Genomic DNA, 26,215 nt, shown 5'->3' with positions numbered 1-26,215 from the left:
TTCACCTTCCCTTATATTATAGTCTGCAGCGTCCCGGATGATCGATCTGTCCTCTCGGGGGACAGATCTCCCGGACGGTCATATATTGAACGTATGTGTATAAAATTCCCCGGGAAAAATCCCGGGGGCATTACTTTTATCCTGTTCTACATGTAATATAACACTACTAATTAAAAGTGTCAATACCTGCATTACAGAAAAGAATATTTTGGACTACGATAAGAGATATGATTCTTACAGCTATCAGCTGAAAATATGATATAATACTACCATAAATTCCGGTGCGGTCTGCTCAGTAAATAAAAAACAGAGAGAGCAGCAGATCAGAGAAAGGTCCAAAAAAGAAAAGGAGGCGTATAATATGAGAAAAAGAACTCTTCTGTCTAATATAAAGGCAGTAAAAAAGCTGGTACTTCTGACATTTATACTGGCAGCAGCTTTTCCGGCGACGATCCGGGAGGCAAAGGCAGCAGCAGGAACCACTTTTAAAGTCAAAGTCACAGATGGATACCTGGCTCTTCGAAGTGAGAAGGCTTTTGACAAAGGCAATGAGATCGGACAGCTGAATACAGGAGATCTTGTGGAAGTTACAAATCGGAAGGACGCTACCTACTGGTATGCATACGTGCCAAGACTGGATAAGTCCGGATATCTGGACAAAAACTATATCCAGATAGCAGAGAACGCCACAGCTTCCAACGATTCCTGGACAGTAAAGGTAAAAAAAGGCTATCTGGCTCTTCGAAGTACCGCAGCTTACAATGACAGTAACGAGATCGGACGCCTGAATACCGGAGATACCGTTCTTGTAAAGGACAGCAGTGATTCTACTTACTGGTACGTATATGCTCCGGGGCTTGATAAATCCGGATATGTGGATAACCGGTATATCTACAACAGTGGTCTGTGGACAGTTAAAGTAGAAACGGGTTATCTTGCCCTTCGCAACAAGGCAGCCTATAATGAAAGCAATGAGATCGGACAGCTGAATACCGGTGACACGGTTCAGGTGAAGGACACCAGCAACGATCAGTACTGGTATGTATATGTTCCGCAGCTGGATAAGACAGGTTATGTTGACAGGAACTATCTTACCGGAGGCTCAGGTACGACAACTCCATCCATGACTGTTAAAGTGGAAAGCGGATATCTGGCTCTGCGCAGTGCAAAGGCGTATGACAAGGACAATGAGATCGCCCAGCTGAATAACGGAGATACGGTGGAAGTCATTGAGAAGAAAGACAGTACTTACTGGTATGTATATGTTCCGAAGCTTGGAAAAGAAGGATATGTAGATAAGAACTACCTTAAATAAAAAGATAAAGGATGCTTGTTGCCGGATCTGTCTGAAGAGGAACAGAGAGCCGGAACAAGAAACGGGGAGGCAGAAAGATGACTCTGGCACAGCTCAGATATACCATAGCAATTGCAAAAGCCGGATCTATGAACGAGGCAGCAAAAAGCCTTTATATTTCTCAGCCCAGTCTTTCCACGGCAATCCGGGAGCTGGAAGCAGAAACCGGTGTTGAGATATTCCGAAGAACGAACCGCGGAATCGCCGTAACGCCTGCAGGCGAAGAATTTCTGGGGTATGCAAGGCAGGTGGTGGAACAGTACGAACTGATGGAAGCCAAATATATTTCCAAGGAACAGTCACGCAAAAAATTCAGTGTTTCCATGCAGCATTATACCTTTGCAGTCAATGCCTTCGTGGAGCTGGTAAAGCAGTTTGGTATGGATGAGTATGAATTTGCGGTCCACGAAACCAAGACGCATCAGGTCATCGAAGATGTCCGTAATTTCAAGAGTGAGATCGGAATCCTCTACGTAAATGAGTTTAACCATAATGTACTTGCAAAAATGTTTCACGAGTATGGTCTGGAGTTTCACGAACTTCTTAATTGTCGGATCTACGTTTACATGTGGAAGGGGCATCCTCTGGCGAAGCGTGAGAAGATCACGCTGGAAGAACTGAAGGAATATCCGTGTCTGTCTTTTGAACAGGGAGAAAATAACTCCTTTTATTTTGCGGAGGAGGTTTTGAGCACCTATGAATACAAACGGCTGATCAAAGCCGATGACAGGGCTACTATGCTGAACCTGATGGTAGGACTGAATGGATACACCTTATGCTCCGGTATTATCTGTGAGGATCTTAATGGTTCCGATTACTGTGCTGTGAAGCTGGATTCCGATGAGATCATGACAATCGGTTATATTGCCAGAAAGGGTGTTAACATCAGTGCCCTTGGAAAAAAATATCTGGAGGAGATTTCCAGATATAAGGATAAAGCACTGAAATAAGAGAAAATAAAATCTGACAGATCACTGCCGGAGAAGAAGGGAAAAGCTTCTGGTATTTATGATACCGGAGAGCTGTTTCCCTGTGTATTCTCAGATACGTAGCAATGCGTATCATGCAGGAATCTGTCAGATTTTTTATTTACATTAAAAGTTTTTGGCAGTGGAAATCTTATTTGCAAGACGATCACACGCGGATTACAAAACCATCCTTACGCGGTTTGGCTGTTGGATACTCACAGTCACGGTATCCAAGAACACAGTGGCCCACGCCGATATATTCCTCTGGAACACCCCACTGCTTCTTCAGCTCTTTTCCCTCCTCGGAGTCAAAAACTTCTCTTGCACGGTGAATCCAGCAGGAGTCCACGCCGAGAGCATGTGCGGCATTCATGAGATTTCCCATCACAAGACTTCCGTTTTCCACACAGGTGCCCATTTTGCTGTCGGAAAAGACAATGATCACAGTTGGGGCGCCGTAGAACGGATCTGAGGTGCTGCCCATAACAGCTGCGTTCATTTTGGAAAGCCTTGCAACCAGCTCCGGATCCTGTGTCACTACCATAAGAGTGCTCTGCTGTCCCATGCCGCTGGGGGAATATTTTCCTGCTTCCAGGATCGTATCCAGAGTTTCTTTCGGAACAAGTTCTTTTTTGTAGGCGCGGATGCTTCTGCGTTCTAACAGGTTTTTGATGCTTTCATTCATGATCATTACCTCCTGATGTTAAATTTTGTTGAAAATATTTTCTGAAAAAGAAAGTAAATTTCTTTTTATTCTGATAAAAATTATTATAACGTAGATGATTATAGTTTCCAATAGGCAGAAGGATATAACTTTACAATTTATAAAGAAATATTATATAATCTGGTTATGATATTCCTGCGGCGGATGCGGGAGACTTTCGGGTGGAGATACAGAGACAGAATAGTTAAGACAGAAAATATGAGGTGCCAGATGGAAAAGATTCGGAAACATTTTTATTTTTCAGGAAGAGTACAGGGAGTAGGCTTTCGTTACCGCTCTTATTATATTGCACAGTCCATGGGACTGACCGGCTGGGTACGGAATCTCTGGGATGATCGTGTGGAAATGGAATTACAGGGAACCAGAGAAGAAATCCGGGAGATGGTAGAGCGCCTTTCTCAGCAGAGCTTTGTGGAGATCGAGGGGATTGAAGCGAGGGAGATTCCACTGGAGGAGGAGTTTGGATTTCATGTGAAAGGATAGTGAAATGGCTGGTTCATTCCAGCTCCAGTGCCAGATACAACAGAACAGCGTCCTGGAATTTCCGGGGATTGAGACCACATTTTTTATAAATGTGGTTTAATTTATATTGAAGAGTATTTTTGTGGAGAAAAAGCTTCTCTGCGGTATCAGCCAGAGACATTTCCAGGGAAAAATAAGTTCGCAGAAGGTCCTTTTCATCCGGGGAAAGCTGATAAATAGTTTTTACGAAAAATTCTTCGCGGTCTTTCCGAGACACAGAAGAGAGAATGATTTCCAGAGTGAGATCATCAAAAACTGCATAATTTTCTGTATAGATATTGTCAGTAAGGGGCTGGTGAAGGCTCCTCAGGGTAGTTTCCGCAGTATTCAGGGAAAGTCCAAGCTGATACAGAGGTACAGGTTTTCCAACTGCAATGGCCAGAGTGTCTGCATGCTTTTGGGCAAAATTACGAAGCACTGCGGAAAGAGCAGAAAAATTGGAATTGTCTGCAACAGCAAGATAATCTCCGGGATAGCGGAAGGTGTGCAGGGTGATCCCGGCGGTTTTGAAAAAAATTTGGATCTGATGTTCCGAAAGAACAGATCCGATGCCAGAGTCTGAGTCAGGAGTTTCTGGCTGTGGAGAGGATTCCGGAGAAAGAGTTGTATTTTCGGGATCTGTCAGGGAAGCAGAACTTTCTGAGGATTCCGGAATCCTGCGGGCAATCTTTACGGAAGGATTTCTGCCGGAAGCAGCCGGATACGTATGGATCAATATCAGCCGTTTGGGCGTGTCCGGATCGATCTGAAATTCTCTCAGGCATTTCAGAAGATATTCCGGATTCTGGGTCTCCCCATGGAGAAGAGAGCTGATGACAAACTGCTTTTTGTCCGCTTGGTGCCGGCTGTACTGGCCAAGCTCCTGCTCACGGATCAGAAGGCTGGTGATACGTTGTGCCAGAAAGGCATACTTGCGTACCTTTTCCGGGGAACCGGTGATGCCAATCACAGCCAGAAGACAGTCTTCATGGTAAAGAGGCATGTTGATACCCTGGCGTGTTCCTGTAAAATTGTCAGATTCAGCCACCTCGATGGTAGTACCGGTTACAGCAGCTTTCCGTCCGATCTCATGATAGGTTCCGATCCTGGCAGAGTTTGTACTGGCGATAATGGTGCCGGACGGGTTGATAAAATTGATATCGTAACTGCAGACGTCCTTGATCGTGTTGACGATCTGCTGGGCAAGAGTGTGGCTGATGTGTGTGATCATGGAATCCTCCTGGAAAGACTGATAGTATTTATATTACGGAAGGTCTGATTTTATATTTATGCAGGTAAACGAAATGAGAATACAGGATCTACAGGGTGCTTTCTTTTGGTCAGTATATCATATATGGTTTATGAATTCAATTTGAGTATGTTATTTATAACAAAAAATATAAAAAATAAAGAAAAAATATAGTATACATAATATATACATCCATGCTTAATTTTATTATGATTAAAAACAGAAGCAAGCTTGAATGGAACGGAGAGTACGGATATCAGGTTTACATAAAAATCATACAGGAGGAAAATAAAATGAAGGTAGTAACAGCGATCGATTCTTTTAAGGGCAGTATGACATCCATGGAGGCAGGCTTTGCAGCCGCTGAAGGTATCCATCGTGTGGATGCGGACGCAGAAGTTCAGGTAAGACCACTGGCAGACGGTGGAGAGGGGACCGTGGAAGCCCTTGTTGCAGGAATGAACGGAAAAACAGAGTATGTAAAGGTTACAGGGCCTCTTGGCGAGCCGGTGATCTGTGAGTATGGCATCATCGAAAGCACAAAGACTGCAGTGATCGAAATGGCCGGTGCAGCAGGGATCACGCAGGTACCGGACGAAAAAAGAAATCCTCTTTATACCACAACCTACGGTGTCGGTGAGGTGATCAGGGACGCCATCGAAAAAGGCTGCCGCAGATTTATTGTGGGTATCGGCGGAAGCGCCACCAATGACGGTGGTGTGGGAATGCTTCAGGCACTTGGCTATGCATTTCTGGACAAAGACGGAAAGCAGGTCCTTCCGGGAGCAAGAGGCTTGAAAGACATCACAGAGATCACAGATGCCTATGTGATCCCGGAGCTTGCAGAATGTAAATTCCGTGTTGCCTGCGATGTCACAAATCCTCTTTGCGGAGAGCTTGGATGCAGTGCCATCTACGGACCGCAGAAGGGTGCTACACCGGAGATGATCCAGGACATGGATCAGTGGCTGGGTGCCTACGCAGAGCTTGCAAAGGAGCGTTTTCCGAAAGCAGATCCAAAGTATCCGGGAACAGGTGCCGCCGGCGGAATGGGATTTGCATTCCTGACCTTTACCGATGCAGTTCTGGAATCCGGGATCAATATCGTGCTGGATGAGACAAAACTTGAGGACTACATCAAAGACGCGGATTTTGTGATCACAGGTGAGGGACGCATGGATGGACAGACAGCCATGGGAAAAGCGCCGGTAGGTGTTGCAAAGCTTGCAAAGAAATATGGAAAAAAAGTGATCGCCTTTGCAGGTGCCGTACAGCGTGACGCAAGAGCCTGCAACGATGCAGGAATCGATGCCTTTTTCCCGATCCTCCGTGGAGTGGTAACTCTGGAGGAGGCCATGAAAAATGAGAATGCAAAGCAGAATCTGGCAGATACTGCAGAGCAGGTTATCAGACTGATGAAATAAAAGATATTGAAGAGAACGATACCGCAAAAAGACAGGCCATTCAAAGACCTGTCTTTTGCAGTTTATAAGGTTTATAATTTGTAAAAACAAGGGAGTTGTAACCGGATAAGATCAGCTGATCCAGATTTTTGCCTTATCCTTCGATCGGCTCAAAATCCACAGCGCCATGCTTGCACAGCGGGCAGATGATATCTTCAGGAAGTTCATCGCCTTCATAGATGTATCCGCAGACTTTACATACCCAGCCTTTTTTGCCCTCGGTCTGTGGCTTTGGCTTTACATGTTTCTGGTAGTAGGTGTAAGTCATGGTATCCTGATCGCTCATGACGCGGGCCTCTGTGACGCTGCAGATGAACATTCCGTGAGTGCCGAGATCCACATAGTTTTCTACCTTCAGGGACATGAAAGCATTGATATATTTGTCCAGGAATACCAGGCCGTTGTCGGAGTGGTTTACTTTCTGGCCGGCAAATTTATCGGTGCTTCTGCCGGACTGGAAGCCGAACTGCTCAAAAACAGAGAACGGAGCATCTGTGGACAGGCAGTTTACGTTCATGATACCGGTCTGCTGAATCACGTGGTGAGAGTAGTTTGCCTTGTTGATGTTGACAGCCACGCGATATGGGTTGTCGGTAAGCTGTGTAACGGTATTGACGATCAGACCGTTGTCCTTTTTGCCATCGTTGGAGGTTACCACATAGAGGCCGTAACCGATGCGGAACAGAGCGGTCATATCATTTTTGTTGGCAAGATCATCGCTTTTTGCAATGTATTCCTGGCAGAGCTCATCAGCCATAGCTTCCATCTGTCTGCGGTTTTCTTCGTTTACTGCAGACATGATCTTAACTGTGGTATTCAGCCAGTTGATCTTTTTGCATTTGGAAAGCATTTCTTTCATGACCTTCGCTGCCAGCGGTGCCCAGCTTCCGTTTTCAATCAGTCCTACAGTGCGGTTCTGGAAGTTGTGCTCTGCCAGACGGGTAATAAAGTCGTTCATAAACGGATAGATACCTGCATTATATGTGGTGGTTGCGAGAACCAGCTTGGAGTAACGGAAAGCATCGCTCAGTGCCTGGGACATATCATCTCTTGCAAGGTCATAGATCAGAACACGCGGACATCCTTTGGCACGGAATTTATCGGCAAGCTGTGCGACTGCTGTTCTTGTGTGGCCGTAAACGGAAGTGTAGGCGATCACGATTCCGTCATCCTCCGGTGTATAGGAAGACCAGGTATCATAGAGACTGATATAATGTCCAAGATCTTCAGTAAGAACCGGTCCGTGGAGCGGGCAGATGGTCTGGATATCCAGAGTTGCGGCTACTTTCAGAAGATTCTGCACCTGCACACCATATTTTCCAACGATGCCGATATAGTATCTTCTTGCCTCATCGTCCCATGGTTCATCTGCATCCAGGGCACCGAATTTTCCGAAGCCGTCTGCGGAAAAAAGAACCTTTTCTGTGCTGTCATAAGTGACCATAACTTCCGGCCAGTGAACCATCGGTGCAAATACAAAAGTCAGATTGTGTTTTCCAAGGGAAAGGGTTCCGCCGTTATCTACGATGATCTGATGACCTTCCAGATCCAGGTCAAAGAAATTCTGCATCATGGCGAAGGCTTTTTTGTTGGAAACAACGATGGTGTCCGGATAAGCCTTCAGGAAGTTTGCGATGTTGGCTGCATGATCCGGTTCCATATGCTGTACGATCAGATAATCCGGTTTCCGGTCACCCAGAACTTTCTGGATATTATCAAGCCATTCGTGAGTAAAATTTGCATCTACCGTATCCATAACCGCAATTTTTTCGTCCAGGATCACATAGGAGTTGTAGGACATGCCGTTCGGCACTTTGTACTGGCCTTCAAAAAGGTCAACCTGATGATCATTAACGCCTACATATTTGATGGTATCTGTGATTTTCATGAGCGATTCCTCTTTTCTTTCTATGGTGGATTTATTTATATGCTTCAGGTTTTGTTTGTTTCTTAACTTTGATAAAAATATAACAGAAATCGACAACAAAAACTGTTGCAAATACAACAAAACAGAAAAAAATTCCAGACTTTACATTTTTTTCGTGCTGGTATAAAATCAGAAACATGCAGCAAAATAAAATACGGATATCTGCTTTGAGAGTCCTCTTACATAGTCCTGGATGCAGAGAGAAAAGTACAGATATGCGGAAGATTATTTTGCCGGTGGGAGGAAAATTTATGGAGCATATCACTTTATTTACGGATATTTTGCCCGAAGAACAGGAAAGGATGCGTGTCTGCTTCAAAGTCCGGGAGAAAGTTTTTCAGAATGGAGAAACCATAATGGAATATTCCAGCTCCATGAAAAAGATCGGTCTGATCCAGGAGGGAAGAGCAGTTCTCTACTGCTGTGACGAGGATGGAAATGAGTATGTCATCGATGAATTGAATAAGGACAGTGTATTTGGCGAACCGTTTCTGCTTTCGTCAGATTCCCAGCATTATTATGTATGTGCCACTACCGTGACGAAAGTGCTGTTTATTGATTATGAGCATGTGATCAAGCGCTGTGAAAATGCCTGTCATCATCACAGCCAGATGGTCAGTAATCTGCTGCAGATGACGGCCCTTCGTTCCGGACAGCAGACAGATCGGATATACATGCTTTCACGATCCTCCACCAGGAAGAAGCTGATAGCCTATCTGCATTCTCTGGCTGCGGAAAAAAATGCCGGGAAATTCAAGCTGCCCATGTCCTATACTGCACTGGCCCAGTATTTAAGTGTGGACCGGAGTGCCATGATGCGGGAGATCAAAAATCTCTCGGATGAGGGTGTGATCCGAAGAGACGGACGGAATGTGGAGCTGCTTAAATAAAGAAGATCATCATGAGAAACTTGGATTTATCCAGCTTGGCGTGATCTCGAAAGGGTTCCATATGAAGGACGGACATTATGAGGATATCTGTCCGTATTATCATGAACTGTAAGAGAATTTTGAAAGGATTTTTAAATGAAAAATCTTCAGATCACTGCATACACGCAGCATTTTATACGGCAGCAGGTCATGCCGGGAGACATTTGTATCGATGCAACAATGGGAAATGGCAATGACACGGCTCTGTTAAGCCAGCTTGCAGGAAAAAGGGGACGGGTTCTGGCTTTTGACATTCAGAAGCAGGCACTGGAACATACGGAGGAGCGCCTGAAAAGAGATAACTGTCCGGAAAATTATCAGCTTCTTCTGGAATCCCATGAGAATATGGATGTTTATGCAGAAGCAGAAACAGTGTCCTGCATCACCTTTAATCTGGGATATCTTCCCGGCGGAGACCATTCGGTGGCAACCAGAGCAGACAGCAGCAAAAGAGCGGTGGAAAGCGGACTTAAGCTTCTGAAAAAAGGCGGACTTATGACACTTTGCATTTACAGTGGCGGGGATACGGGATATCAGGAACGGGATGAGATGCTTGTGTTTATCCGTCAGCTGGATCCTCATAAATATCTGGTGATCCTGTCGGAATATGCAAACCGGCCCAATGATCCGCCCATACCGGTGCTGATCATCAAACTGCAATGAAGACATAAATCGGTTACTGTCCGAAATACAGGACACAGATCCTGGAGGGAGCTATCATGAATGATTACATATATTATTATCTGCTTGCAGTCAATATCCTGGCCTTTGTGCTTTTCGGGGTTGACAAGCAGAAAGCACGTCGTAATAAATGGCGGATCCCGGAGAAGACCCTGATCTTAAGTGCTGTCATCGGTGGCAGCGTCGGGGCGATCCTTGGCATGAGATTTTTTCACCACAAAACCCGAAAAGCCAGATTTGCAATTGGTGTACCGGTGATACTGCTGGTGCAGATTGGTGTGGTGTGCCTAGTACAGTGGGCGATGAAGTAAAATTATGAAGGCAATAACTATAAATGCAATAACCATAAATACAATACTTGTCTGAAAAAAACAAGACAGCTGTCACAGGACAGAGGAGAGACCAATACTCTACGCCTGGGCAGCTGTTATTTTTTTCATAAAAGGATGCTCAAAAATTCCTTCTTGACAAATACTTTTATGATGATATAATTTGATAATCAAAATATTTTAAGATAAAAGATAATTCAGAGAACAGCAGTACAGATTTATACAGACTGATTTAAGACAGATATCATGGAGAAAAATATGACAGGTAAAATATGCGGAACCGGTTCCTGGGCACCGGACAGAGTGTGGGATAACAACGATCTGGCAAAGATGGTGGAAACCAGTGATCAGTGGATCCGGGAAAGAACCGGTGTGGTACAGAGACATATTGCAAAAGAGGACGAAGATACTGTGACGATGGCAGCGGGGGCAGCATTAAGAGCTCTGGAAGACGCAGAAATGAAGGCAGAAGATATCGATCTGATCCTTGTGGCAACCATTTCTCCAACAGAGATCATGCCCTGTGTGGCATGTGGGGTGCAGGAGCGGCTCGGAGCGGAAAATGCTACCTGCTTTGATCTGAACGGCGCCTGCACAGGATCTCTTCTGGCACTGAACACAGCGCAGGCATATCTGGCCCAGGGAATATACAGGAATGTCCTTGTGATTGGTGCGGAAAAGCTGTCCGGTTTAACGGACTGGAAAGATCGCGGCACCTGCATTCTTTTCGGGGATGGTGCAGGAGCAGTCGTACTGAGAGCAGAAGAGGGTGGAAGCTATGCACAGGTAACCCATTCCATCGGAAAAAAAGGCGGTGCACTTACCTTACAGAGCAGAAATCAGATCCGCTATGAAAATGATCCGAAGGCAAAGGAAACCTACATACAGATGAACGGAAAGGAAGTGTTCAGCTTTGCCGTGAGCAAGGTACCGGAGGCTGTGAAGGAGCTTCTTTCCCGAGAGAAGGTTTCCTGTGAAGATATCAGTTATTATCTTCTCCATCAGGCAAATGAGCGGATCATCCGTTCCGCAGCAAGGAGGCTGGGCGAAGACATTTCCAAGTTTCCTATGAATATGGACAGATACGGCAATACTTCTTCCGCAAGTCTTCTTATCCTCCTGGATGAGATGAAAAAAAGCGGAAAACTACAGCGGGGTGACAGACTGGTCCTTGCAGGCTTCGGCGGCGGACTGACGTACGGAGCAAGCCTGATCGAGTATTAAAGCCCCTGTTAATGAATTGTTAAAATAAGGCTACGTAGTGAATGCGGATGCTTTTATCCGCTTGATTTAATTTTCCGGAGGTAAAAGATGAAAACAAGAGTTACAGAATTACTTGGTATTGAATATCCCATCATCCAGGGCGGTATGGCCTGGGTGGCAGATCATCACATTGCGGCAGCAGTATCCGAGGCAGGCGGCCTGGGACTGATCGCAGCGGCAAACGCACCGGCAGAGTGGGTGCGTGAGCAGATCCGTGAGGCGAAAAAACTGACAGATAAGACTTTTGGTGTAAACATCATGCTGATGAGTCCAAGTGCCGATGAGGTTGCGAAGATCGTAGTAGAAGAAGGAATCAAGGTAGTAACAACCGGTGCCGGAAGCCCGGAAAAATACATGGAAGCATGGAAAGCTGCCGGAGTAAAGGTGATCCCGGTTGTTGCATCTGTAGCTCTTGCAAGAAGAATGGAGCGCTGTGGCGCAGATGCAGTGGTAGCAGAGGGAACCGAGTCCGGCGGACATATCGGTGAGACAACCACTATGGCGCTGGTACCGCAGGTCGTGGATGCAGTAAAGATCCCGGTAATTGCAGCAGGTGGAATTGCAGACGGTCGTGGGATCGCGGCAGCCTTTATGCTGGGTGCAGAAGCCGTACAGATGGGAACCCGATTTGTGGCAACAGAGGAATGTCACGTACATGAGAATTACAAACAGTTCCTTCTGAAAGCCCGAGATATCGACACAAGAGTAACCGGCCGTACCACAGGCCATCCGGTCCGTACCTTAAGAAACCCTATGACAAAGGAATATCTGGAGAAAGAAGCAGCAGGCGCATCCTTTGAGGAACTGGAAATGCTGACACTTGGTGGTCTCAGGAAGGCTGTTGTTGATGGCGACGTAAAAACCGGAAGCGTTATGTCCGGACAGATCGCAGGCATGGTAAAGGATGTACCGACCTGTAAGGAACTGATAGAAAGACTGATCAGAGAGACAAAAGAGGCTGTAAAGAAAAACAGTTTTCTTGTGGAGGAATAATAAATGGGAAAAACAGCATTCATCTTTCCGGGCCAGGGTGCACAGAAGGCCGGAATGGGAAAAGATTTTTATGAGAAATACGATACAGCAAAGGATGTTTTCGACTCTGCCGGTGAGTGGCTGGATCTGGATATGAAAGCACTTTGCTTTGAAGAAAATGACAGGCTTGACCTGACTGAATATACACAGGCTGCACTGGTCACTACCTGTCTTGCCATGGAGAAAGTGGTAGAGGAGATGGGACTTCATCCGGATGTAACTGCAGGATTAAGCCTTGGCGAGTACTGTGCTATTGAAGTTGCCGGCGGCATGGAGCTGAAGGATGCTGTTACTACCGTGAGAAAAAGGGGAATCCTTATGGAGCAGGCAGTTCCGGCAGGTAAGGGAAGCATGGCAGCAGTTATGGGAATGGAGACAGAGAAGATCGAGGAAGTGCTTGCAGACATTGCAGATGTAAGCATTGCAAACTACAACTGTCCCGGCCAGATCGTGATCACAGGCCTTGCGGAAGCAGTTGAGGAAGCCTCTGAAAAGTTGAAGGCAGCCGGAGGAAGAAGAGTGATCCCGTTAAATGTCAGCGGACCGTTCCACTCCGCAATGCTTGCCACTGCAGGAAAAGAACTGGGAAAGGTTCTGGAGGGTGTCACACTTCATGAACTTAAAATCCCGTATGTGACAAACGTGACCGCAGAGTATGTGGAAGATCCGGCGGAAACAAAAGCACTTCTGGAAAAACAGATTTCTTCTTCCGTGCGCTGGCAGCAGAGTGTGGAAAATATGATCCGTCAGGGAGTAGATACATTTATTGAGATCGGACCGGGAAGAACCCTTGCCGGATTTATGAGAAAGATCGACAGAAATGTAAAAGTATATAACATCCAGACCGTAGAAGATGCAGAGAAGGTCTGCCGGGAACTGGTATAAATATTGGAAAAAACAGATAAAGAATCAAAAGTAAAGTTGGCATAGGGCAGCAGACAGAAATGCCAGGTAACAAATGCGGATCACGGACGACCGCATAACATCAGAAAGGAATTCATATGTCAGAGAAAAAAATCGCAGTCGTAACAGGCGGTGCACGTGGAATCGGGAAAGCCATCGCCCTGGAACTTGCAAAAGCAGGAAATCTTGTAGTGATCAATTATAACGGCTCAGAAGAAAAAGCCCGGGAAACAAAAGCAGAGATCGAGACAGCCGGTGGCCAGGCAGATATCCTGCAGTGCAATGTGGCAGATTTTGATGCATGTGAAGCTTTTTTTAAAGCCGTTGCAGAGAAATACGGACGTGTTGATATTCTGGTAAATAATGCCGGAGTTACGAAGGACGGACTTCTCATGAAAATGAGTGAGGAAGATTTTTCCAGAGTTGTTGACATCAATCTGAAAGGAACCTTCAACTGCATCCGTCATGTGTCCAGAATGATGCTGAAGCAGAGAAGCGGACGGATCATCAGCCTTTCATCGGTGGTAGGCCTTCGTGGAAATGTAGGACAGGCCAATTATGCGGCATCCAAAGCCGGGATCATCGGTCTTACAAAATCCGCGGCAAAGGAGCTGGCATCCAGAGGAATCACGGTCAACGCCATTGCACCGGGATTTATCAAAACAGACATGACGGACGTGCTTTCTGACAAAGTAAAAGAAAATATTGCGGCATCTATCCCCATGGGAAGCATGGGAACAGCAGAAGACGTGGCAAAGGCAGCCGCATTTCTGGCATCAGACGGTGCACGTTACATCACAGGACAGGTACTTCGCGTAGACGGCGGAATGGCAATGTAAAGAAGGCTCCCCGGAGTCAGGAGGATAGATTGATGAAAAGACGAGTAGTAGTAACAGGACTTGGAGCAGTAACACCGATCGGAAATGATGTGGAAAGCTTCTGGAACGGAGTAAAAGAAGGAAAGGTGGGGATCGGACCGATCACCCGTTTTGATACGACCGGATACAAGGCAACATTGGCAGCAGAGCTTAAAGATTTTGTGGCAAAGGATCGCATGGATCCGAGAACTGCAAGAAGAATGGAGCCTTTTTCCCAGTATGCGGTAGCAGCTGCACTGGAAGCAGTGGAAAATTCCGGGCTTAAGATGGAAGAGGAAGATCCGTACATGGTAGGCGTTATCATCGGCTCCGGTGTGGGAAGTCTTCAGGCTACCGAGACCAATGAGAAGAAGCTTATGGAAAAAGGTCCTTCAAGAGTGGATCCGCTTCTTGTTCCGAAGATGATCACAAATATGGCAGCCGGAAATGTTTCTATCGCTACCGGCGCAAAAGGAAAATGCACCAACGTGGTAACGGCATGTGCGACAGGAACACATTGTATCGGAGATGCTTTCCGTGCCATTCAGTATGGTGATGCAGATGTAATGCTTGCCGGTGGTACAGAGGGAGCTGTCTGCCCTATCGGTATCGCAGGCTTTGCAAGCCTTACTGCACTGAGCACAAGTGAGGATCCGCTGCGTGCATCCATTCCGTTTGATAAAGACAGAGGCGGTTTTGTTATGGGCGAGGGTGCAGGTGTGGTTGTTCTGGAAGAATTGGAGCATGCCAAAAAGAGAAATGCCAATATCCTGGCAGAGGTTGTGGGATACGGTGCAACTGCAGACGCATTCCATATCACATCTCCGGCCGAGGACGGAAGCGGCGCCGCACGTGCTATGGAAAATGCCATGAAGGAAGCAGGTGTTGCACCGGCGCAGGTAGATTATATCAATGCACACGGAACCGGAACACATCACAATGATCTGTTTGAAACAAGAGCTATCAAGCTTGCGTTTAAGGACGCTGCCAAGGATGTAAAGATCAATTCCACAAAATCCATGGTGGGCCATCTTCTTGGCGCAGCAGGAGCTGTTGAGTTTATCGTATGCGTAAAATCCATTCTGGACGGATTTATCCATCAGACAGTGGGAACAACAGAAACAGAGGAGGAGCTTGATCTGAACTATATGATCGGCGCTCCGGCAAAACAGGAAGTTCGTTATGCAATGAGCAATTCCCTTGGATTTGGAGGACACAACGGAACATTGCTTGTAAAGAAGTATGAGGAGGACTGAACCTATGGAATTTAACCAGATCCTTGAACTGATCGATCACGTATCTGCATCAGAGCTTACTGCCTTTACATATGAGACAGCAGATCTGACATTAAGCATGGAACATGGAAAGCCACAGATCATCCAGGGTGTTATGGGAGAAACTGTGGAAAACATTCCGGCAGCAGGAATGACCGGTGGAAAAGTCCGCAGGGCAGTGAATGCAGCACCGGCGGCAGGCAAAGATCCTGTGGTGCCGGTTTCAACAGATGAAATGGCAGTGACAGGAAAAACTGTGGCAGAAGCACAGGGAGTGAAAGGTGCTGAGCAGTCGGAAACCGCATCACAGAGCGGGGAAGATCAGACAGGCAGCCTGGTAACATCTCCGCTGGTAGGAACCTTCTATGCTGCACCGTCCCAGGATCTTCCGCCTTACGTTCAGGTGGGAGACAAGGTAAAAAAAGGCCAGGTTCTTGCAATCGTGGAAGCTATGAAGCTGATGAATGAGATCGAAAGTGATTTTGACGGCGAGATCGCAGAGATCTATGTGGAGAACGGACAGCCGGTAGAATACGGTCAGAAGCTTTTCCGTATCCGATAAGTACCTTCAGATCAGAATCAGAGAATAAGAAAAATTATTGTTTCAGGAGGATAGAGAATGAAGCATCTTGATGTAAAACAGATCGAGGAGATCATTCCACACAGACATCCGTTTCTGCTTGTGGACTATATTGAAGATTATGAGCCGGGTGAATTTGCTGTCGGATATAAATGTGTGACCTTCCGCGAGGATTTTTTTCGGGGACATTTTCCCCAGGAGCCGGTAATGCCGGGTGTTCTGATGGTAGAAGCGCTGGCACAGGTGGGTGCGGTAGCCATTCTTTCCCTGGAGGACATGAAGGGAAAAACCGCTTATTTCGGAGGCATCAACAAGTGTAAATTCCGCAGAAAGGTAGCTCCGGGAGACAAGCTCCGTCTTGAAACAAAGATCATCCGCAGAAAGGGTCCTGTAGGCATTGGTTCTGCAGTGGCATCTGTGGATGGCGAGGTTGCCGTAGAGGCTGAGCTTACATTTATGATCGGGTAAGGTGATTGTATGATTCGAAAGTTACTGATCGCCAACAGAGGCGAGATTGCGGTGCGTATTATCCGTGCCTGCAGAGAAATGGGAATTGCCACAGTGGCGGTTTATTCTGAGGCAGATGAGGAAAGCCTTCACACACAGCTGGCGGACGAAGCAATCTGTATCGGACCGGGACCATCTGCACAGAGCTATCTGAATATGGAACAGATCATCAGTGCAACCATGGTTTCCGGTGCGGATGCCATTCATCCGGGATTTGGTTTTCTTTCTGAAAATGCCAGATTTGCGGAGCTCTGTGAAAAATGCGGGATCACATTTGTGGGTCCTCCATCAAAGGTCATCCGTATGCTGGGCAACAAAAAAATTGCAAGAAGCACCATGATCGCAGCTGGTGTTCCGGTAGTTCCGGGCAGCGAAGGGGATGTGGAGGATATTGAAACCGGTCTTAAAGAAGCTGAGAGGATCGGTTATCCGGTGATCATCAAGGCAGCTCTTGGCGGCGGCGGAAAAGGCATGCGTGTGGCAAACACACCGGAGGAATTTCCGGAAGCCTATGCAACTGCCAGAAAAGAGTCTGAGATCGCTTTTGGCGACGGTACTATGTATATTGAACATTTCGTGGTAAATCCGAGACATATTGAGTTTCAGATCCTTGCAGACAGCTTCGGAAATGTGATCCATCTGGGAGAGCGTGACTGCTCCATCCAGAGAAATCATCAGAAGATGATCGAGGAATCTCCAAGTGCTGCAGTTTCTCCGGAATTAAGAGAAAAAATGGGTCATGCGGCGGTGACGGCGGCGAAAGCAGCCGGTTATGTAAATGCGGGAACGATCGAATTTCTTTTGGAACCGGATGGAAGATTCTGGTTTATGGAAATGAATACAAGGATCCAGGTGGAGCATCCGGTGACAGAGTGGGTGACAGGGATCGATCTTGTAAAGGAGCAGCTGAAGATCGCTTCCGGAATGCCTCTTGAGATCGCTCAGGAGGATGTCCGGATCCAGGGACACGCCATTGAGTGCAGGATCAATGCTGAAAATCCTCAGAAAAATTTCCGCCCTTCGCCGGGAACTATCCAGGGAGCGCATTTTCCGGGGGGAAACGGGATCCGTGTGGATACCTGTGTGTATAACGGCTGTAAGATCCCGCCTTATTATGATTCCATGCTTGCGAAGCTGATCGTTCATGCAGGTAACCGAAAAGAAGCCATTGCAAAAATGCAGAGTGCTCTTGGTGAGGTGATCATTGACGGAATCGATACAAATATTGACTATCAGTACGAAATCCTGAAAGATGAGGATTATCAGTCCGGAAACTTTGACACTGGCTTTCTTGCCAGCCATATCATTGCGGGAGTGAAGATCAATGAGAATTAAGCACATGTTCAAAAAAACAGTCAGGGATATCCGGGGTGAGGAACAGGAAAACATTCCGGAGGTGCCGGATAACCTGATGCGTAAATGCAACGCCTGCAAAGCGGCGGTTTTTGTAGACGAGGTAAAGCAGAATCAATACATCTGTCCCCACTGCGGAAATTATTTCCATGTACCCGCTTATCGTCGGATTAAACTGATCGCAGATAGAAAGAGCTTTGTGGAGTGGGATGCTCACATGGAAGAACAGAATCCCCTTCAGTACAGAGGCTACGAGGAAAAGCTTCAGGGGCTTCGTGAAAAGACAGGGCTTGATGAGGCTGTAGTTACCGGAAAGTGTACTATAAAAGGGACACCTGTGGCACTTGGTGTCTGTGACTGTCGTTTCATGATGTCCAGTATGGGAGAAGTCGTGGGGGAAAAGATCACGCGGGCTTTTGAACGTGCCACAGAGGAGAAGCTGCCGGTAATCCTCTATATCTGTTCCGGCGGTGCCAGAATGCAGGAGGGCCTGGTTTCCCTGATGCAGATGGCAAAAACCAGTATGGCCATCCGGAAGCACAGCGATGCCGGACTTCTTTATGTGCCGGTCCTCACAGACCCGACAACAGGCGGCGTGACGGCAAGCTTTGCCATGCTGGGAGATATTATCCTGGCAGAGCCGAAAGCGCTGATCGGTTTTGCTGGTCCCAGAGTGATCGAACAGACCATCGGGCAAAAGCTTCCCAAAGGCTTCCAGAGAGCAGAATTTCTTCTGGAACACGGCTTTGTGGACAAGATCGTAAAGCGTGAGGAGCAGAGGATCGTATTGGCAGATATTCTGAGATTGCATCAGAATAAAGTCCTGAATAATGTACAGTCCGATAATACAGACATTAAAAACAGGCTCAATCCTGACAATAAGGAATCAATGGAAACTGTTGAGGAAGATAATACGATCTGGCCGGACTTCGCCCCATCCGGAGATTTCACTCCCTGGGAACATGTCCAGCTTGCCAGAGCCAAAACACGCCCTACAGGAAAGGATTACATCGAAGCACTTTTTGACGATTTCATGGAATTTCACGGAGACCGTCACTGTGGTGATGATCCGGCAGTGATCGGTGGTGTGGCATTTTTCCACGGACAGCCGGTAACTGTTCTTGCACAGGAAAAAGGAGAGGGTACAAAGGAAAACATTGTCCGGAATTTCGGAATGGTTTCTCCGGAGGGGTACTGGAAATCCCTGCGTCTGATGCAGCAGGCAGAGAAATTTCACCGTCCGGTGATCTGTCTTGTAGATACACCAGGTGCATTCTGCGGGTTAGAAGCAGAGGAACGTGGACAGGGTGAAGCCATTGCTAAAAATCTCTATACACTGGCAGGTCTCACAGTGCCGGTGCTTTCCGTTGTGATCGGTGAAGGTGGAAGCGGAGGTGCCCTTGCCCTGGCTGTGGCAGATGAGGTATGGATGCTGGAGCATTCCGTTTATTCCATCCTGTCCCCGGAGGGCTTTGCCTCCATTCTCTGGAAAGACAGCAAAAAGGCGAAGGAAGCAGCAGCAGTGATGAAGCTCACAGCTGCAGACCTTTACCAGATGGGGATGATCGAGCATGTGATCCCGGAAGCAGAGCCTGTAAGCCGTGAGAACATAAATGATATTGCAGGTTATCTGGAAAACGGAATTGCGGATTTTCTTGAGAAATATGGCGAAGAAGAGTCGGAGAAGCTTCTGGAACATCGCTATGAACGTTTCCGGAAAATGTAGAAGCAATAAGTGCAGTGATTTTGTAGCCTGCAAAGCAAAAATCCAGTGGAAAAAATGCCATATTTATGTTACGATGGCTTCATAAACAGAGAACCGGAGAAGCCTTTTTACTCCGGAGAAACAGGAGCGGGTAGAGTGGACAATCGGGAAGTTATAAATGACGTGCTGGTGAATCTGTTCAATGAGATCCTCCGACTGGAGGAGGAAGCCATCATCACAGATAAATATAAAGATATTTCCAATAATGATATGCACATTATCGAGGCTGTAGGTCTTGGAGGAGGGAACATGTCCTCCATTGCAGCTAAGCTTAAGATCACTGTAGGCTCCCTCACAACATCTATGAACAGTCTTGTAAAAAAAGGCTATGTGAAGAGAGAACGAAGTGAGAAGGACCGGCGTGTGGTATTTATCCAGCTTACAAATAAGGGACGTATGGCATATCATCATCATGCGGAGTTTCACAGGCAGATGACAGAAGCGGTGATCGCAGAGCTGAATGAGAATGAGACAGAAGTGCTGGTAAAAGCACTGGACGGACTGCGTAAATTTTTCAGACAGTATCATGAACAATAAAGAAACGTATAATAAAAGCATCCGGATCGGTAATAAAGGACAATTACCGATCCGGATGCTTTTTGCATAACAGGCATTTTCGACACGGACATTTATTGAAAATAATATTAAATGTCGCCTTTGTTTTTGTGATACGGGAGTTTATTCGTCCCAGCCATCCTGAAAACGGATATTTACAGAGATATTGCGGACAACATCTCCCTCCTGAAGCTCCAGATCGCTCTCATCGGAAACCGGAGGAAGCTTTCCCTCAAATTCCATAAGCTCTGTGTAGATCCAGTCGTATGCAGCTGCATTGGCATTTTCGATGGCATCATCCAGCGTGTCACCGTTGGCTTCACAGCAGGCAAGATCCGGGAAAAAAGCATTGTATTTTTTGTCCTCTGTGGGACGGAAAACTGCGGGATATATAAATTTCATAGGTAAGATTCCTTTCTTTTTTAAAATGAAGTGATCCGTGTAATACCACGAATATGAATAGTTTTACCTGACCAGGATAAGTATATACCAATTTCAGAATGAGGGCAAGCGAGTTCATGACCGAACGAAAGATCCAAATAAGGTCACTGTTCACTCCGTTCTCAGTAACACGCTTCGCGATGCACAGAATTTATGCTGATCGCATAAATTCGCGCGGTATGTCTCGGGTTTTCTGTGACCTTCGCTCACAAAAAACACCTCGCGGAACATTACCAGTGAAAAGTAACAAGAACAGCAGAGTTTTGAGGATATTATAATCAGAAAATTGCCGTATATAAGTAAAAATGATAGATATATAAAACTTTTTATCCTTGTATGTAGGAAATATAGATGCTATACTGTGTAATACAGAGTATGAACGGGGGGTCGAAAGACCTGACGGGGGGCACAGCTATGATTTATACAGCTTTGACGAAAAAAGCTATGAAGGTGGCATACGAGGCACATCATGGACAGACAGATCGAAGCGGGACACCTTATATCTTTCATCCATTTCATGTAGCGGAGCAAATGGATGATGAACTCAGTGTATGTACGGCACTTCTGCACGATGTGATAGAAGATACAGAGATCACATTTGAGGATCTTACCGGAGAATTTCCGGAAGAGGTTGTGGAGGCATTACGTTGTCTTACAAGAGATAAGAATAAGAATTATTTTGATTATATCCGGAATCTTCGGAAAAATCCGATCGCAAAAAAAGTGAAGCAGGCTGATCTGCTCCACAATTCTGATGTAACACGTCTTTCTGACTGCGAAAATATGTCTGCTGAACAGATATCACGGCTGCACGGAAGATATAAACGGGCTTTGGAGATACTTCATGATGCCAGGTGATATTATTTTCGCACAAGTCATTTATTGACCTTTATTCAGCTTTTTCATGCGCATGGTCCATACAAAATATCCGTGACCTCAGATATTATTGTGGATCTTCTTAGCGGAAGTATGGATTTCTTGCATTGATCTCCATGTAGCATTTGATCGCATATTTGATAAATTCTATGATTTTTTTCATTTTGTTTTCCTCCTCTTTTCTTTAACTTACAAATGCATTATAATAAACTCTCGGAAATATTACGTGCCAAAAACACAGAAAAAGTAGTCAAATATTGCGGAGAGAAAAATCTATGTTTCCAGTATACGAAGAAAAAAAGAAGAATCTCCATATTCATCTGCGGACCTCAGCCCATGCTTCACCCCATCTTCATAACTCCATAGAGTTTATCTATATCACAGAGGGAACTCTGGAGCTTGGTATGGGACAGGAGCTTTCTCATATGGAAGAGGGAGATGTCTCTGGATCGGATGGCCAGAGATCTGGGCATCAGCAGGTTCACATTGTCCAGAGTTTTTTCCGGAACCTTTCACCGGAATTTCAATCAGTTTCTCAATGAGCAGCGACTGAATTATGTGACGATCCATCTGGAATGTAGTGATGAAAGTATTACGGATATCTGTATGAATGCGGGATTTGAAAGTCAGAGGACTTTTAACCGGGTATTCCGGGAACGGTACCGGATGACACCAAGAGAATACAGAACATTATATAAGGAAAAATATTTACGAGAGGAACAGACATGATCACAGTAGAACTGGAACATTTCAGCCTTGATAAAATATGCGATTCCGGACAGTGCTTCCGGATGAAAAAGCTTGGAGACGGACATTTTTCCATGGTGGCGGGAGACCAGTATCTGGAAATGCATCAGAAAGACGGAGTGGTGGATTTTTGCTGCTCTCAGGAGGAGTTTATCTGTTACTGGGTGCTTTATTTTGATCTGGATACGGATTATGAAGCTTACATGAATGCGGCTAATCCACGGGATAAATATCTGGGTGCCGCAATAAAGGCAGGAGACGGGATACGGATATTAAGACAGGATCTCTGGGAAATGATCGTTACGTTTTTGATATCTCAGCAGAACAATATCAAGCGTATCCGCAAATGTATCGAAACCATCTGCCGGAAATACGGAGAGCGAAAAATTTCATCTGCAGGTGTGGAATACTACGCTTTTCCGACTGTAGAGGCGCTGAGTCAGGCAACGGAAGAGGAGTTAAGAGGATGCGGCCTGGGATACCGGGCAAAATATATCGCAGTAACGGCCAGGACCATTGCATCCGGCCAGATCTCTCTGGAAAAAATCTATAATATGCGTTACCATCCGGCAAAGAAGGAGCTGATGAAGCTCTGTGGTGTGGGAGAAAAGGTAGCTGAGTGTATCTGCCTGTTTGCACTGCATCATATGGATGCTTTTCCCATAGATACCCACATCCGTCAGGTCATGGACGTGCATTACAAAAGAGGATTTCCCAACCGCAGATACAGAGGAATGCGTGGGATCATGCAGCAGTATATTTTTTACTATGACTTGTACTCATAGACTGCGGATGCTATCATAGGTGAAAATAAAGGAAAAATCCACGGAGGAAAAAGTAATCAGAAAATATTTACTGCGATTGAGACAACCACGTATAAAAAAGAAAGAAAACAGATATTATATCCGGGGCTATAAGGGAACGGAAGTGATCATCCGTACAGATCATGAGATTTTGAAGAGGATTGCCTACAGGCGTACCTGCGTGAAACAAGTCTGCATTCCTGGAAGATATGGAACAGAAACAAAATATATCTATACAAGAAAAGAAAACAGAAGAAGCCGCCCGATCATAGTTCCGGGCATTCCGACCGGGAGAGAAACTGCTATGCCACGTGCCGTGCGGACAGTGCTCCATGCTCTTTCCTATGGCGGGATCGAAGTGGAGGCTTCCAGAAAGCTGGCAGATCTTAAGAAGATGGATCCTATGAGGATCTTTTACAGGACACTGGATGCGGAAGTTTATAACGGAGACTATAAAGTGCCGATCCGTCTGTTTTTTCCAACAGAAGAGGACATGGAAAACGGTGCCGCCTTCGGAAAAAAACCACCGGTGATCCTGTTTTTCCATGGTGGTGGCTGGGTTACGGAAAGTGTAGAGAATTATCAGCGGGTTTGTGCCAGAATGGCACAGTCTACCGGTCAGATCGTGGCGTCTGTTGAATACAGGCTGGCACCGGAATACCGTTTCCCGGTGGGACTGATGGATTGTTATGCAGCTGCGAAGATTTTTTACACCAATCGTTTTCTTCTGAATACGGATCCGGATCGTATCACCATTATGGGAGATAGTGCAGGCGGAAATCTGGCAGCGGCTGTATGTATGATGGCCAGAGACCGCGGAGAATTTTTTCCGAAAAAACAGATTCTTATTTATCCGGCACTGAACAACTGTTATACGGAAGACTCTCCCTTTGAATCCGTAAAAACAAACGGAACCGGCTATCTTCTCACAGCAGAGAAGATGGAAGATTATCTGAAACTCTATGAGAGTTGTCCGGAAGACAGGAGGAATCCATATTTTGCGCCGATCCTGGAGAAGGATCTTCGAAATATGCCGGATACACTGATACTTACCGCTGAGTTCGATCCTCTTCGGGATGAAGGAGAGGCATTTGGTGAAAAGCTGAAGGAAGCGGGAAATCGTGTGGAAGTGCACAGGATCGCAGGTGCGTTTCACGGGTATTTTGCACTGGGAATCAAATTTCTGCATGTGCAGGAGAGCTTTGCATATGTAAATCGTTTTCTGGAAACAGAGGAACAGGAAGAAGGAAAGCATCATGAAGAACGAATATGCACAGTGGAGAAAACTTGACAACGCAGCGCTGGCGTTCCCGGCGGTGACAGGAAAGAATGACACCAGGGTATTTCGTTTTTACTGTGAACTGAAAGAAGAGATAAAAGAAGAAACACTGCAGGAAGCCCTGGAGAGGACACTGGAAAAATATCCTCTTTTCCGTGCAGTTTTAAGAAAGGGACTGTTCTGGTTTTATCTGGAGAGACGTGATATTCCGGCAGTGGTAAAGAAAGAAGCAGGTGCACCCTGCAGCGGACTTTATATTCCGGACAAAAAAACGCTTCTTTTTCGGGTGAGCTATTATAAGAACAGGATCAACTTCGAGGTATTTCATGCGCTGACGGATGGAACGGGAGCCATGCATTTTCTGATGGAGCTGGTGAAAAATTATCTTCAGGAGACGCACTCATCCGCAGAGCTTCCGGAGCTTTTTCCGGATGAGAACATTACGGGCAGGGATATGGAGGAGGACAGCTTTTCTCAGTATTATTCCTCCGATGCGCCAAGAAAGAGAGAGTCCAAGAAGCCTGCCTTCCAGCTAAAAGGTGAGAAGCTCAGGCAGGAGGATATGAGTATCACGGAAGTCTGTATTCCGGTAAAAGAGATCCACGCCCGTGCAAAAGCGGCCGGTGTGTCGATCACGGTTTTTCTTACGGCAACACTTATCTGGGCGATCCATGAAGAAGTGCCTCAGAATCAGGTGAAAAAGCCCATTGGTCTGATGATCCCGGTAAATTTGAGAAATTATTTTCCATCCCGGTCTATGGCAAATTTCTTCGGATGGATTGAGATAAGCTGTTATTTTCAGTCTGATACAGCCTTTGAGGATATTTTGAAATCCGTAAAGGAGCAGTTTGCAAAGGAACTGAGTAAGGACGTGATCGAAGCAAAGCTTAATGATCTCGTAAGCCTGGAGAAGAATCCGATCCTGCGTTTGGTACCACTGGAGATCAAAACCCCGTTTCTTCTTGCCGGGACGACCCTGGGAGGAAGGTCAATCACGGCGATCTATTCCAATGTGGGGATCATCCGGATGCCGGAGGAATATCGGAAATATATTCAGAGATTCGGACTTTTTGCAAGCACGGATAGTCTGCAGCTGTGTTCCTGTTCTTTTGGTGATGAGATGGTTTTAAGTTTTACGTCCAAGATCCCCAATGGAAATATTGAGCGGAATTTTGTGGAGAGACTGAAAAATGAGCAGGTGTCCTGTACAATTCGGGAGAATGATCTTCCAGGACAGAAAGAGGAGCAGAAGCAGCAGATGAAGATTTTTGAAAGCTTTACATTTCTGTGTATTGTGCTGGCTGTGGTATGTAATCTGATCGATTATCTGCTGGATGGTCATATAGGCTGGGCCTGGTTTGTGAATGCAGGGGCGTTCTGCACCTGGCTGATGGTTTCAGTGGCTTATGTGAAGCGGCGGAATCTTCTGAAGAATGAGATGTGGCAGCTGGTGATCGCAGCTGTTGCAGGAGTGCTTTGGGATGTGTTTACCGGCTGGCGTGGCTGGTCTGTGGATTATCTGCTTCCTCTGGCTGCGCTTGCTGTGATCTGCTCCATGTGGGTGATCACTGCGGTACAGAAGCTGGAGGTGGCGGAATATATGATCTATCTTCTGGAAGCAGGAGCTTTCGGAGGAGTGATTCCTGTAATCCTGTTGGTTGCCGGTGTGGTGACGGTGCTGTATCCGTCGCTGATCTGCATATGCGTCAGTTTCCTGATGCTGGTATGGCTGTTTCTGTTTAAGAGGAAAGATATGGTGCGGGAGATGCAGAAGAAGTTCCGGGCATAGAAAATAAAAACAACCGTCGATCTGCAGAGGATTTTTTTGAAGATCTGTCTGCAGACCGGCGGTTTT

At 46.2% G+C, this 26,215-nt stretch carries 26 protein-coding genes and 1 pseudogene; 23 read left to right on the top strand and 4 right to left on the bottom strand.

The window, feature by feature from the left end; genetic code table 11:
* Positions 1–361: 361 nt before the first annotated feature.
* Both EYS05_RS04275 and EYS05_RS04270 read left to right on the top strand, forming a co-directional pair.
* Positions 362–1,315: an SH3 domain-containing protein gene (locus EYS05_RS04275; RefSeq protein ID WP_243101143.1), complete on the top strand. Its 954-nt coding sequence runs from the start codon at positions 362–364 to the stop codon at positions 1,313–1,315.
* Between the two features lie 77 nt (positions 1,316–1,392).
* Positions 1,393–2,304 carry a LysR family transcriptional regulator gene (locus EYS05_RS04270; RefSeq protein ID WP_118514135.1) on the top strand — a complete coding sequence of 304 codons (912 nt, stop codon included), beginning with the start codon at positions 1,393–1,395 and terminating at the stop codon, positions 2,302–2,304.
* Positions 2,305–2,488: 184 nt separating this feature from the next.
* On the opposite strand, the gene EYS05_RS04265 is transcribed toward EYS05_RS04270, so the two are convergent.
* Complete coding sequence (locus tag EYS05_RS04265; protein ID WP_118514133.1) at positions 2,489–3,007, bottom strand: nitroreductase family protein; 519 nt, start codon at positions 3,005–3,007, stop codon at positions 2,489–2,491.
* Positions 3,008–3,256: 249 nt separating this feature from the next.
* On the opposite strand from EYS05_RS04265, the gene EYS05_RS04260 reads away from it, so the two are divergent.
* Positions 3,257–3,529, top strand: coding sequence for an acylphosphatase (locus EYS05_RS04260; protein ID WP_118607875.1), 273 nt, complete (start codon positions 3,257–3,259; stop codon positions 3,527–3,529).
* Between the two features lie 13 nt (positions 3,530–3,542).
* Here the strand turns inward: EYS05_RS04260 and EYS05_RS04255 are convergent, their stop codons facing one another.
* The gene (locus EYS05_RS04255; protein WP_138276674.1) at positions 3,543–4,778 is read right to left on the bottom strand and encodes a CdaR family transcriptional regulator; all 1,236 of its coding nucleotides are present in this window, start codon (positions 4,776–4,778) and stop codon (positions 3,543–3,545) included.
* 311 nt (positions 4,779–5,089) lie between these two features.
* On the opposite strand from EYS05_RS04255, the gene EYS05_RS04250 reads away from it, so the two are divergent.
* A complete protein-coding gene (locus EYS05_RS04250) occupies positions 5,090–6,220 on the top strand; it encodes a glycerate kinase family protein (protein WP_138276673.1) in 1,131 nt (376 codons plus the stop codon).
* A gap of 133 nt (positions 6,221–6,353) precedes the next feature.
* On the opposite strand, the gene EYS05_RS04245 is transcribed toward EYS05_RS04250, so the two are convergent.
* On the bottom strand, positions 6,354–8,147 hold the full coding sequence (locus tag EYS05_RS04245; RefSeq protein ID WP_118607873.1) for a flavin reductase: 1,794 nt from the start codon (positions 8,145–8,147) through the stop codon (positions 6,354–6,356).
* A 290-nt stretch (positions 8,148–8,437) separates the two neighbouring features.
* Here EYS05_RS04245 and EYS05_RS04240 point away from each other — a divergent pair, with 290 nt between their 5' ends.
* The 14 genes from EYS05_RS04240 to EYS05_RS04175 all read left to right on the top strand — a co-directional run bounded on the left by EYS05_RS04240 (position 8,438) and on the right by EYS05_RS04175 (position 20,196).
* A complete protein-coding gene (locus tag EYS05_RS04240; protein WP_110102719.1) occupies positions 8,438–9,076 on the top strand; it encodes a Crp/Fnr family transcriptional regulator in 639 nt (212 codons plus the stop codon).
* A complete protein-coding gene (locus tag EYS05_RS04235) occupies positions 9,057–9,188 on the top strand; it encodes a hypothetical protein (protein WP_330575553.1) in 132 nt (43 codons plus the stop codon). Before EYS05_RS04240 ends, EYS05_RS04235 begins: the two co-directional genes overlap by 20 nt.
* A 23-nt stretch (positions 9,189–9,211) precedes the next feature.
* Entirely contained in the window at positions 9,212–9,778 is a 567-nt protein-coding gene (locus EYS05_RS04230) for a class I SAM-dependent methyltransferase (RefSeq protein WP_110102720.1), read from the top strand.
* A gap of 56 nt (positions 9,779–9,834) precedes the next feature.
* Entirely contained in the window at positions 9,835–10,107 is a 273-nt protein-coding gene (locus EYS05_RS04225; protein ID WP_022427174.1) for a DUF1294 domain-containing protein, read from the top strand.
* A gap of 276 nt (positions 10,108–10,383) precedes the next feature.
* Positions 10,384–11,349: a beta-ketoacyl-ACP synthase III gene (locus EYS05_RS04220; protein WP_138276672.1), complete on the top strand. Its 966-nt coding sequence runs from the start codon at positions 10,384–10,386 to the stop codon at positions 11,347–11,349.
* 87 nt (positions 11,350–11,436) lie between these two features.
* Positions 11,437–12,381 carry an enoyl-[acyl-carrier-protein] reductase FabK gene (gene fabK, locus EYS05_RS04215; RefSeq protein WP_138276671.1) on the top strand — a complete coding sequence of 315 codons (945 nt, stop codon included), beginning with the start codon at positions 11,437–11,439 and terminating at the stop codon, positions 12,379–12,381.
* Between the two features lie 3 nt (positions 12,382–12,384).
* Positions 12,385–13,305 (top strand): ACP S-malonyltransferase, encoded by a 921-nt coding sequence (fabD, locus tag EYS05_RS04210; protein ID WP_138276670.1) that lies wholly within the window; start codon positions 12,385–12,387, stop codon positions 13,303–13,305.
* 116 nt (positions 13,306–13,421) lie between these two features.
* The gene (gene fabG, locus EYS05_RS04205; protein WP_138276669.1) at positions 13,422–14,162 is read left to right on the top strand and encodes a 3-oxoacyl-[acyl-carrier-protein] reductase; all 741 of its coding nucleotides are present in this window, start codon (positions 13,422–13,424) and stop codon (positions 14,160–14,162) included.
* A gap of 32 nt (positions 14,163–14,194) precedes the next feature.
* A complete protein-coding gene (gene fabF, locus EYS05_RS04200; protein WP_015525541.1) occupies positions 14,195–15,436 on the top strand; it encodes a beta-ketoacyl-ACP synthase II in 1,242 nt (413 codons plus the stop codon).
* Between the two features lie 4 nt (positions 15,437–15,440).
* Positions 15,441–16,016, top strand: a complete 576-nt coding sequence (gene accB, locus EYS05_RS04195) for an acetyl-CoA carboxylase biotin carboxyl carrier protein (protein ID WP_138276668.1) — start codon at positions 15,441–15,443, stop codon at positions 16,014–16,016.
* A 57-nt stretch (positions 16,017–16,073) separates the two neighbouring features.
* Positions 16,074–16,502 (top strand): 3-hydroxyacyl-ACP dehydratase FabZ, encoded by a 429-nt coding sequence (fabZ, locus tag EYS05_RS04190; protein ID WP_015525544.1) that lies wholly within the window; start codon positions 16,074–16,076, stop codon positions 16,500–16,502.
* A gap of 9 nt (positions 16,503–16,511) precedes the next feature.
* Positions 16,512–17,876: an acetyl-CoA carboxylase biotin carboxylase subunit gene (locus EYS05_RS04185; protein ID WP_118607865.1), complete on the top strand. Its 1,365-nt coding sequence runs from the start codon at positions 16,512–16,514 to the stop codon at positions 17,874–17,876.
* Positions 17,866–19,620, top strand: a complete 1,755-nt coding sequence (locus EYS05_RS04180; protein ID WP_138276667.1) for an acetyl-CoA carboxylase carboxyltransferase subunit alpha — start codon at positions 17,866–17,868, stop codon at positions 19,618–19,620. Before EYS05_RS04185 ends, EYS05_RS04180 begins: the two co-directional genes overlap by 11 nt.
* A 135-nt stretch (positions 19,621–19,755) precedes the next feature.
* Positions 19,756–20,196 carry a MarR family winged helix-turn-helix transcriptional regulator gene (locus EYS05_RS04175; protein ID WP_022427168.1) on the top strand — a complete coding sequence of 147 codons (441 nt, stop codon included), beginning with the start codon at positions 19,756–19,758 and terminating at the stop codon, positions 20,194–20,196.
* A 141-nt stretch (positions 20,197–20,337) separates the two neighbouring features.
* Here EYS05_RS04175 and EYS05_RS04170 read toward each other — a convergent pair whose 3' ends face one another.
* Positions 20,338–20,616, bottom strand: a complete 279-nt coding sequence (locus tag EYS05_RS04170; RefSeq protein WP_015525547.1) for a type II toxin-antitoxin system HicB family antitoxin — start codon at positions 20,614–20,616, stop codon at positions 20,338–20,340.
* A 453-nt stretch (positions 20,617–21,069) separates the two neighbouring features.
* Between EYS05_RS04170 and EYS05_RS04165 the strand changes: the two genes are divergently transcribed.
* From EYS05_RS04165 to EYS05_RS04145, 5 genes and pseudogenes are all read left to right on the top strand, one after another.
* The gene (locus EYS05_RS04165) at positions 21,070–21,513 is read left to right on the top strand and encodes an HD domain-containing protein (RefSeq protein ID WP_118607863.1); all 444 of its coding nucleotides are present in this window, start codon (positions 21,070–21,072) and stop codon (positions 21,511–21,513) included.
* 444 nt (positions 21,514–21,957) lie between these two features.
* Positions 21,958–22,260, top strand: a pseudogene (locus EYS05_RS17975) (helix-turn-helix transcriptional regulator); the annotation flags it as partial.
* Positions 22,257–23,063: a DNA-3-methyladenine glycosylase family protein gene (locus tag EYS05_RS04155; protein WP_138276666.1), complete on the top strand. Its 807-nt coding sequence runs from the start codon at positions 22,257–22,259 to the stop codon at positions 23,061–23,063. The pseudogene EYS05_RS17975 and the gene EYS05_RS04155, both read left to right, overlap by 4 nt.
* Before the next feature lie 19 nt (positions 23,064–23,082).
* Entirely contained in the window at positions 23,083–24,372 is a 1,290-nt protein-coding gene (locus EYS05_RS04150; protein ID WP_330575550.1) for an alpha/beta hydrolase, read from the top strand.
* Positions 24,338–26,149, top strand: a complete 1,812-nt coding sequence (locus tag EYS05_RS04145) for a DUF6320 domain-containing protein (RefSeq protein WP_138276665.1) — start codon at positions 24,338–24,340, stop codon at positions 26,147–26,149. The genes EYS05_RS04150 and EYS05_RS04145 overlap by 35 nt, the downstream gene beginning before the upstream one ends.
* Positions 26,150–26,215: the final 66 nt, after the last annotated feature.

Origin of the sequence: Blautia sp. SC05B48 (assembly GCF_005848555.1) — a bacterium.
Lineage (GTDB): Bacteria > Bacillota > Clostridia > Lachnospirales > Lachnospiraceae > Blautia_A.
This window is presented reverse-complemented; position numbering and strand designations above follow the sequence as displayed.

What these genes read in the sequence shown, in the direction of transcription:
- EYS05_RS04275 (WP_243101143.1), top strand. Translation starts at nt 362, where the DNA reads ATGAGAAAAAGAACTCTTCTGTCTAATATAAAGGCAGTAAAAAAGCTG.
- EYS05_RS04270 (WP_118514135.1), top strand. Translation starts at nt 1,393, where the DNA reads ATGACTCTGGCACAGCTCAGATATACCATAGCAATTGCAAAAGCCGGA.
- EYS05_RS04265 (WP_118514133.1), bottom strand. Translation starts at nt 3,007, where the DNA reads ATGAATGAAAGCATCAAAAACCTGTTAGAACGCAGAAGCATCCGCGCC.
- EYS05_RS04260 (WP_118607875.1), top strand. Translation starts at nt 3,257, where the DNA reads ATGGAAAAGATTCGGAAACATTTTTATTTTTCAGGAAGAGTACAGGGA.
- EYS05_RS04255 (WP_138276674.1), bottom strand. Translation starts at nt 4,778, where the DNA reads ATGATCACACACATCAGCCACACTCTTGCCCAGCAGATCGTCAACACG.
- EYS05_RS04250 (WP_138276673.1), top strand. Translation starts at nt 5,090, where the DNA reads ATGAAGGTAGTAACAGCGATCGATTCTTTTAAGGGCAGTATGACATCC.
- EYS05_RS04245 (WP_118607873.1), bottom strand. Translation starts at nt 8,147, where the DNA reads ATGAAAATCACAGATACCATCAAATATGTAGGCGTTAATGATCATCAG.
- EYS05_RS04240 (WP_110102719.1), top strand. Translation starts at nt 8,438, where the DNA reads ATGGAGCATATCACTTTATTTACGGATATTTTGCCCGAAGAACAGGAA.
- EYS05_RS04235 (WP_330575553.1), top strand. Translation starts at nt 9,057, where the DNA reads ATGTGGAGCTGCTTAAATAAAGAAGATCATCATGAGAAACTTGGATTT.
- EYS05_RS04230 (WP_110102720.1), top strand. Translation starts at nt 9,212, where the DNA reads ATGAAAAATCTTCAGATCACTGCATACACGCAGCATTTTATACGGCAG.
- EYS05_RS04225 (WP_022427174.1), top strand. Translation starts at nt 9,835, where the DNA reads ATGAATGATTACATATATTATTATCTGCTTGCAGTCAATATCCTGGCC.
- EYS05_RS04220 (WP_138276672.1), top strand. Translation starts at nt 10,384, where the DNA reads ATGACAGGTAAAATATGCGGAACCGGTTCCTGGGCACCGGACAGAGTG.
- fabK (WP_138276671.1), top strand. Translation starts at nt 11,437, where the DNA reads ATGAAAACAAGAGTTACAGAATTACTTGGTATTGAATATCCCATCATC.
- fabD (WP_138276670.1), top strand. Translation starts at nt 12,385, where the DNA reads ATGGGAAAAACAGCATTCATCTTTCCGGGCCAGGGTGCACAGAAGGCC.
- fabG (WP_138276669.1), top strand. Translation starts at nt 13,422, where the DNA reads ATGTCAGAGAAAAAAATCGCAGTCGTAACAGGCGGTGCACGTGGAATC.
- fabF (WP_015525541.1), top strand. Translation starts at nt 14,195, where the DNA reads ATGAAAAGACGAGTAGTAGTAACAGGACTTGGAGCAGTAACACCGATC.
- accB (WP_138276668.1), top strand. Translation starts at nt 15,441, where the DNA reads ATGGAATTTAACCAGATCCTTGAACTGATCGATCACGTATCTGCATCA.
- fabZ (WP_015525544.1), top strand. Translation starts at nt 16,074, where the DNA reads ATGAAGCATCTTGATGTAAAACAGATCGAGGAGATCATTCCACACAGA.
- EYS05_RS04185 (WP_118607865.1), top strand. Translation starts at nt 16,512, where the DNA reads ATGATTCGAAAGTTACTGATCGCCAACAGAGGCGAGATTGCGGTGCGT.
- EYS05_RS04180 (WP_138276667.1), top strand. Translation starts at nt 17,866, where the DNA reads ATGAGAATTAAGCACATGTTCAAAAAAACAGTCAGGGATATCCGGGGT.
- EYS05_RS04170 (WP_015525547.1), bottom strand. Translation starts at nt 20,616, where the DNA reads ATGAAATTTATATATCCCGCAGTTTTCCGTCCCACAGAGGACAAAAAA.
- EYS05_RS04165 (WP_118607863.1), top strand. Translation starts at nt 21,070, where the DNA reads ATGATTTATACAGCTTTGACGAAAAAAGCTATGAAGGTGGCATACGAG.
- EYS05_RS04155 (WP_138276666.1), top strand. Translation starts at nt 22,257, where the DNA reads ATGATCACAGTAGAACTGGAACATTTCAGCCTTGATAAAATATGCGAT.
- EYS05_RS04145 (WP_138276665.1), top strand. Translation starts at nt 24,338, where the DNA reads ATGAAGAACGAATATGCACAGTGGAGAAAACTTGACAACGCAGCGCTG.